Origin of the sequence: Hyalangium sp. (assembly GCF_035629615.1) — a bacterium.
In the GTDB taxonomy this organism is placed as follows: domain Bacteria; phylum Myxococcota; class Myxococcia; order Myxococcales; family Myxococcaceae; genus Hyalangium.
The window spans coordinates 1-5,958 of sequence record NZ_DASPHO010000002.1 but is presented as its reverse complement, the minus strand read 5'-3'; the positions used below and the strand labels follow the sequence as shown (position 1 = coordinate 5,958).

General features: G+C 69.8%; 4 protein-coding genes. 2 read left to right on the top strand and 2 right to left on the bottom strand.

Going from position 1 to position 5,958, the window contains the following annotated elements; all coding sequences use genetic code 11:
• Positions 1–1,957: DUF3427 domain-containing protein (locus VD972_RS00055; protein ID WP_324978824.1), on the top strand; the 1,957-nt coding region annotated here is incomplete at its 5' end.
• 16 nt (positions 1,958–1,973) lie between these two features.
• Here the strand turns inward: VD972_RS00055 and VD972_RS00050 are convergent.
• Complete coding sequence (locus tag VD972_RS00050; protein ID WP_324978821.1) at positions 1,974–2,375, bottom strand: hypothetical protein; 402 nt, start codon at positions 2,373–2,375, stop codon at positions 1,974–1,976.
• 137 nt (positions 2,376–2,512) lie between these two features.
• On the opposite strand from VD972_RS00050, the gene VD972_RS00045 reads away from it, so the two are divergent.
• Positions 2,513–2,911 carry a VOC family protein gene (locus tag VD972_RS00045; RefSeq protein WP_324978818.1) on the top strand — a complete coding sequence of 133 codons (399 nt, stop codon included), beginning with the start codon at positions 2,513–2,515 and terminating at the stop codon, positions 2,909–2,911.
• Here the strand turns inward: VD972_RS00045 and VD972_RS00040 are convergent.
• On the bottom strand, positions 2,877–5,765 hold the full coding sequence (locus tag VD972_RS00040) for a PAS domain S-box protein (protein WP_324978815.1): 2,889 nt from the start codon (positions 5,763–5,765) through the stop codon (positions 2,877–2,879). The genes VD972_RS00045 and VD972_RS00040 overlap by 35 nt on opposite strands.
• Positions 5,766–5,958: the final 193 nt, after the last annotated feature.

Here is a 5,958-nt window from a genome sequence, read left to right as displayed (position 1 = left end):
CCGGCACGGCCTGCGCGACGCGTCCTTCGGTGAGCGATGGGTCGGAGGTCATCGCCCGCGCCGCTTCGAGCACGTCTTCGCTTCCATCCAGAGCCTGCACGCGGCGGGGCTCGCGGACCTGGATCCGAGCCACTTCGATGTGGTCATCGTCGACGAGTTCCATCACGCGGCCGCGCCATCGTACCGCGCTCTGCTGGAACACCTGAGGCCCCGAGAGCTGCTCGGCCTGACCGCGACCCCAGAGAGGAGCGACGGGCTCCCGCTCCTCGGCTGGTTTGACAACCGCATTGCCGCCGAGCTCCGGCTCTGGGACGCGATCGACCAACACCGGCTTGCCCCCTTCGTCTACTACGGCCTCCACGATGGGCTGGATCTCCGTGACATCCCCTGGCGCCGGGGGCGCGGCTACGACGTGGAGGGGTTGTCCAACCTGTTCACGGCCACCGACGTCTGGGCCAGGCGGGTCCTCGCGCAGCTCGTGGCGCGCGTCGACGATGCGGGCGCGATGCGGGCGCTCGGGTTCTGCGTCAGCGTCGAGCACGCACGCTTCATGGCACGCGTATTCCGCGAGGCAGGTATCGCGGCGACCGCGGTGTGGGCCGACAGCCCGGACGAGGAGCGACGGGCCGCGCTGGCGGACCTCGCGGCACGGCGGGTGAATGTCGTGTTCTCGGTGGATCTCTTCAACGAGGGCATCGACGTGCCGGTCGTCGACACGCTCCTCCTCTTGCGTCCCACGGACAGCCCGACGCTCTTTCTCCAGCAGCTCGGGCGAGGGCTGCGGCTCAGCCCTGGGAAGACGGTCTGCACGGTGCTCGACTTCGTCGGGCACCATCGGAAGGAGTTCCGCTTTGATCGGCGCTTCCGAGCGTTGCTCGGTGGGAGCCGGCGGGAGCTCTCGCAGCAAATCGAGGGTGGGTTTCCGTTCCTGCCAGCGGGCTGCCACATGGAGCTCGATCCCGTCGCGGCGGAGATCGTCCTCACCAACATCCGGGAAGCCGTCCCGTCCCGATTCGCCGAAAAGGTGGAGGAGCTCCGCCAGCTTGCCCGCTCTGGAGGAGAGGTGAGCCTGTCACGCTATCTGGAGGAGACGGGGCTCGAGCTCGGTGAAGTCTATACGAGGCAGAAGGCCTGGTCCGATCTCCGTGCCGGTGCGGGATTGCCCCTTCGCCCGGCGGGCCCCGCGGAGGAGGTGTTGCGACGAGCCTGTGGCCGGCTCCTCCATGTCGATGACCTCGTGCGAATCGAGACCTATCGTCGGCTGCTCGCGGCTGAGTCGGCTCCCGATCCGCGTGCCCTGAGCGTGCGCGAGCGGCGTCTCCTGCGCATGCTCGTGGCATCGACTGCAGATCAAGCGCTCGGCAAGACGACAAGCCTCGAGGAGGGTAGCGCGCTCCTCTGGGCGCATCCCCAGGTGCGTGCGGAGCTCCTCGAGCTGCTCGACGTGCTCGCCACGCGGGTTGATCACGTCCATCGGCCGCTCGCGACGCACCCGGACGTCCCGCTGCAAGTCCACGCTCGCTACTCTCGCATCGAGCTCTTCGCGGCATTCGGGCTCGGAGAGGGGGCCAAGGTGGCGCCGTGGCAGACGGGCGTCTACTGGGCGAGGGAGGCCAGCACGGACCTCCTCGCATTCACCCTGGACAAGACCAGCGGCCAGTTCTCCCCAACGACGCGCTACCGCGACTACGCCATCAGCCGCGAGCTGATTCACTGGGAGAGCCAGTCGACGACGCGCGCGGACAGCGAGACCGGGCGGCGCTACCAGAACCATGTCGCGCTCAAGAGCGCCGTCATGCTCTTCGCGCGCTTGCGCAGTGACGAGCGGGCCTTCTGGTTCCTGGGGCCGGCCACCTACGTCCGCCACGAGTCCGAGCAGCCAATGGCCGTGATCTGGCGCCTCCACCACCCGCTCCCGGGAGACCTGTTCACGGCTTTCGCGGCAGCAGTCGCGTGACTTCCGGCTCGCCCGCCTACTCAGAGGTGCGGAGCTGCTCCACGAAGCGCTGCGCCTCCGCGGGCTCCACCCCGTGCGTGCGCGCCAGCTCCCGGGCGATCACCGCCGGCTCGTCCCCGGTGCGCAGCGACATCCTCACGTTGTGCTCGAAGCGTCCGAGGATCTTCTGGGCCTCGTCCCCCGTCGCCACCGTCGCCTGGGCCGCCTGCTGAGGCCGCACCTTCCCCAGCTCGCTCTGCGCCCGCATGTAGTTGATGACATTCGTGGCCAGGAAGTACCAGGTCATGAAGAACGAGATCATTCCCCACCACCCCAACGTCACGTTCCGCAGGGTGTGGTGCCAGAACGCGCGGTTCAGGCAGCGCCGGCACAGCTGCCCCTCCGTCGAGTACTCGCGGCGCATGAGCAGCAGGCCCACGTTGTGATGCAGCGCCACATGGGCGGAAGGTTCGGGAAGGAGACAGGAGTCACATCGCATGCGCGCCGGACCCTAGCCCACTTCCGCCGCCAGAACATATATGAGCGTCCTCCCCCCACCCCTCTCTCGGAGGCCTCATGCACCTCAGCCGCTTCTGTGCCCTCGTCATCGACTGCAAGGTCGAAGACATCGACGCCGCCACCACCTTCTGGAGCCGCGCGTTCGGCAGGGACGTCCTTCCCCCAACGCCCGACAGCGGCAACTACCGCGAGCTCTCCACCTCCAAGGACGAGCCCATGATCCTCCTCCAGAAGGTGGACCACGACAGCCGCGTCCACCTCGACATCGAAGCCGATGACCTCGAGGCCGAGGTGAAGCGGCTCGAGGCGCTCGGCGCCAAGCGCATCGCCTTCGTCAAGCGCTGGTGGGTCCTCGAGGCTCCCACGGGCCACCGCTTCTGCGTCGTCAACCCCCAGCGCGGCCCCCTCACGCCTGCCACCGCTAACTCCTGGGGCGACGCGGCACCCAAACCGTGAACGTCGTCCCCTCCACCGGCTCGGACTGGACAGCGATGCGCCCGCCGTGCGCCTGGACGATCTGCCGCGAGATGAAGAGCCCCAACCCCAGGCTCCCTCCCGCCCGCGTCGTCGCCTCCCGTCCCCGCTGGAAGGGCTCGAACAACACCGGCAGCAGATCGGAGGGGATGGTGCCCTGGTTGTGCACCGCGAAGAGCACCCCCTCCCCCTCCTCCCTCACCCCCACCCGCACCGGCGTGCCCGCCGGGCTGTGCTGCACCGCGTTCCCCATCAGGTTCGCCAGCACCTGGGCCAGCCGGTCCGGATCCGCCTCCACCGGCAGCTCCGTCTCCACCCGCAGCTCCAGCTCCCTCTCGGGAGAGGCGGACTGGACCTCCTCCACCACCTGCCGCGCCAGCTCGCCGGGTGCCACCGGGCGCGGACTCACCGGAATGCCCCCCACCCGCGCCTGCGTGAAGTCCAGCAGATCCCGGATCAGCCGGTGCGCCCGATCCGCCGCCGAGTAGATGCGCGCGGCCGCCTTCGCCGTCCGCTCATCCACCTCCTCGCGCTTGATCAGCGAGGACGCCGACAGCGAGATGGCGTTCAGCGGGTTGCGCAGATCGTGGCTGACGATGGCCACCACGTCCTCGCGCACCCGCACCGCCTCCCGCGCCTCCTGGTAGAGCCGCGCGTTGTCGATCGCGATCGCCGCCCGGTCCGCCAGGCCCTTGGCCACGGCCACCGTGGAGGGCCCCATCATGCGCAGGGGCAGTCTCGAGGCCAGGTTCAGCACGCCCAGCGTCCGCCCCCGGGCCTTCAGCGGGAGGATGAGCGAGGAGCGAGGTGCCAGCTCCTCCAGGATGGCCCGGTGCTCCACGCTCCGCGCCGCGGTGTCCAGCCACTCGGGGGTGATGTCCGTCACCAACGGGGTGCCCGTCTCGAACACGCGCGCCACGGGGCTCACCGAGCCCAGCCGCGGCGGGTGGACCAGGGCCCGGCGGATGAGCTCCCTCCGGGCTGGATCCCTCGCCTGCACCTCCAGCCGGTGGAGCTGCCCGTCCTCTCCGAGCAGATCCACCATGCAGTAGTCCGCCAGGTGCGTCACCGCCAGCGAGGCGATGTTCTTCAACGTGGTGTCCACATCGAGCGACTGCGCCAGCACCGCGCCCGCCTCGACGAGCAGCTCCTGCGCGCGCTCGGCCTCCTTGCGCCGGCTGATGTCCCGCACCATCCCCGTGAAGAACCGCCCCCGCGCCAGGTGCGTCTCGCTGATGGCCAGCTCCATGGGGAAGACGCTCCCGTCCTTGCGCTGGCCCCACACCTCGCGCCCGATGCCGATCACCTTCCGCACCCCGGTGCGCAGGTAGTCTCGCAGGTACCCCTCGTGCTCGCTGCGATAGGGCTCGGGCATCAGCATGCTCACATTGCGGCCCAGCAGCTCCTCCGGCGCGTACCCGAACAGGCGCGTCGTCGCCGCGTTCACCCCCTGCATCCCCCCGCGCTCGTCGATGGTGATGATGCCGTCCACCGCCGCGTCGAGGATGGCCCGCATGCGCTCGCTCGTCTCGAGCAGCGCCTCCTCCACCTGCTTGCGCTGGGTGATGTCCGTGGAGATCCCCACCAGCGAGGCCCGCTGCTCCCCCACGCCCGGCAGGAGGAACTTCACGGACAGATAGGTGTGAAGCCCGTCCCCCGAGGTGACGCTCTCCTCGGTCGTCACGGGCTCGCCCCGCTCGAGCACCTGGAGATCCACCGCCCGCAGGGGCTCGGCCACCTCCGGTGGCCACACGTCCGCGTCGCTCTTGCCAAGCAGCTCCTGGCGCGGGCGGCCCGTCAGCGTCTCCATGTGGCGGTTGACGAGCAGGAAGCGGCCCTCTGCGTCCTTGACGTAGATGGCCGCCGCCGCGTGGTCCACGATGGCATGGAGCCGCGCCTCGCTCTGGCGCACCCGCTCCATCAGCTGCGCCTGGATGATCAGCGAGGTGGCCCGCTGGGCCATGGTGCGCAGCAGCTGCTGGTCGTCATTCGAGAAGTCGTAGGCCGTGCGCGAGCCCATGTGCGCCACGCCGATCAGCTGGCCCTCGTGGAGGAGCGGCACCCCATACAGGGCATGGATGCCTTTCTGGCGGATGAAGGGGCTGAGCACCCGCGGATCTCTCGACGCATCCCGCAGCAGGAGCGGCTCGCGCCGGGCGGCCACCGTGCCGGTGAACCCCTCTCCCATCCGCACGGAGTACCTCGCCTGGACCTCCTCCTCGAGCCCGATGGCGGCCCGGACGCGCAGCACGTCCTGATCCTCCCGCAAGAGGATCGCCACCGAGTCCACCGCCGCCACCGTCTCCAGCAACACCGTCATCAGCTGGGGCAGGAAGGTCTCCAGCGCCCCCGTCCCCAGCGCCGCCGAGGAGACCCGATCCAGCGCTCGCAAGGTGCGCTCCCGGGCCTGGGCGAACCGGGCCGCCGAGATCGCGATCACCTCGTCGATGGCCCGATCCAGCTCGCGCACCTCTCGCACGGAGATGGCGCCGGCCACCTCCTGCTCCCACAGCTCCAGGATGGTGTCGCGCAGCGCGCTCAGCTCCTCGGTGGCCGTGCGCAGGTCATAGCCCTCGTCCAGCCGCTCCAGGGCATGCTTGTCCGGTAGCTCCTGGAGTGTCTCGTGCCCGCCTGTGTCCAGGTTCTGGAGGACGAGGGCGATGCGCTCGAGGATCTGGGGGACATGGTCGCGCAGCGCCGCGCCGTGCAGGCGCTCGGCCACCGGGAAGTGCCGGGCCCGGCGCTCCCACTCCCTCAGGATGACATGCAGGCGTCCCCGAACGAAGTCGGACAGCCGGCTGCCCGCCTGGTCCGTGTCAGCGCCTTGCTCGGCCATGCCTACAAGGTAGAGCGCCCCGGCGCTTCCTCAGGGTGGACGCCCGTCAGGCCGGCCGCCGGGTGGCCGGCCTGTCTCACAGCTCGGGCCCCTCCTAGGTCTTCGGGGCTTCGAAGAGGGCCGACACGGCGCCCGCGGGATCCTCGATGATGCACATGCGGCCCATGGAGCCCAGAGAGCGGATCGGCTGCCG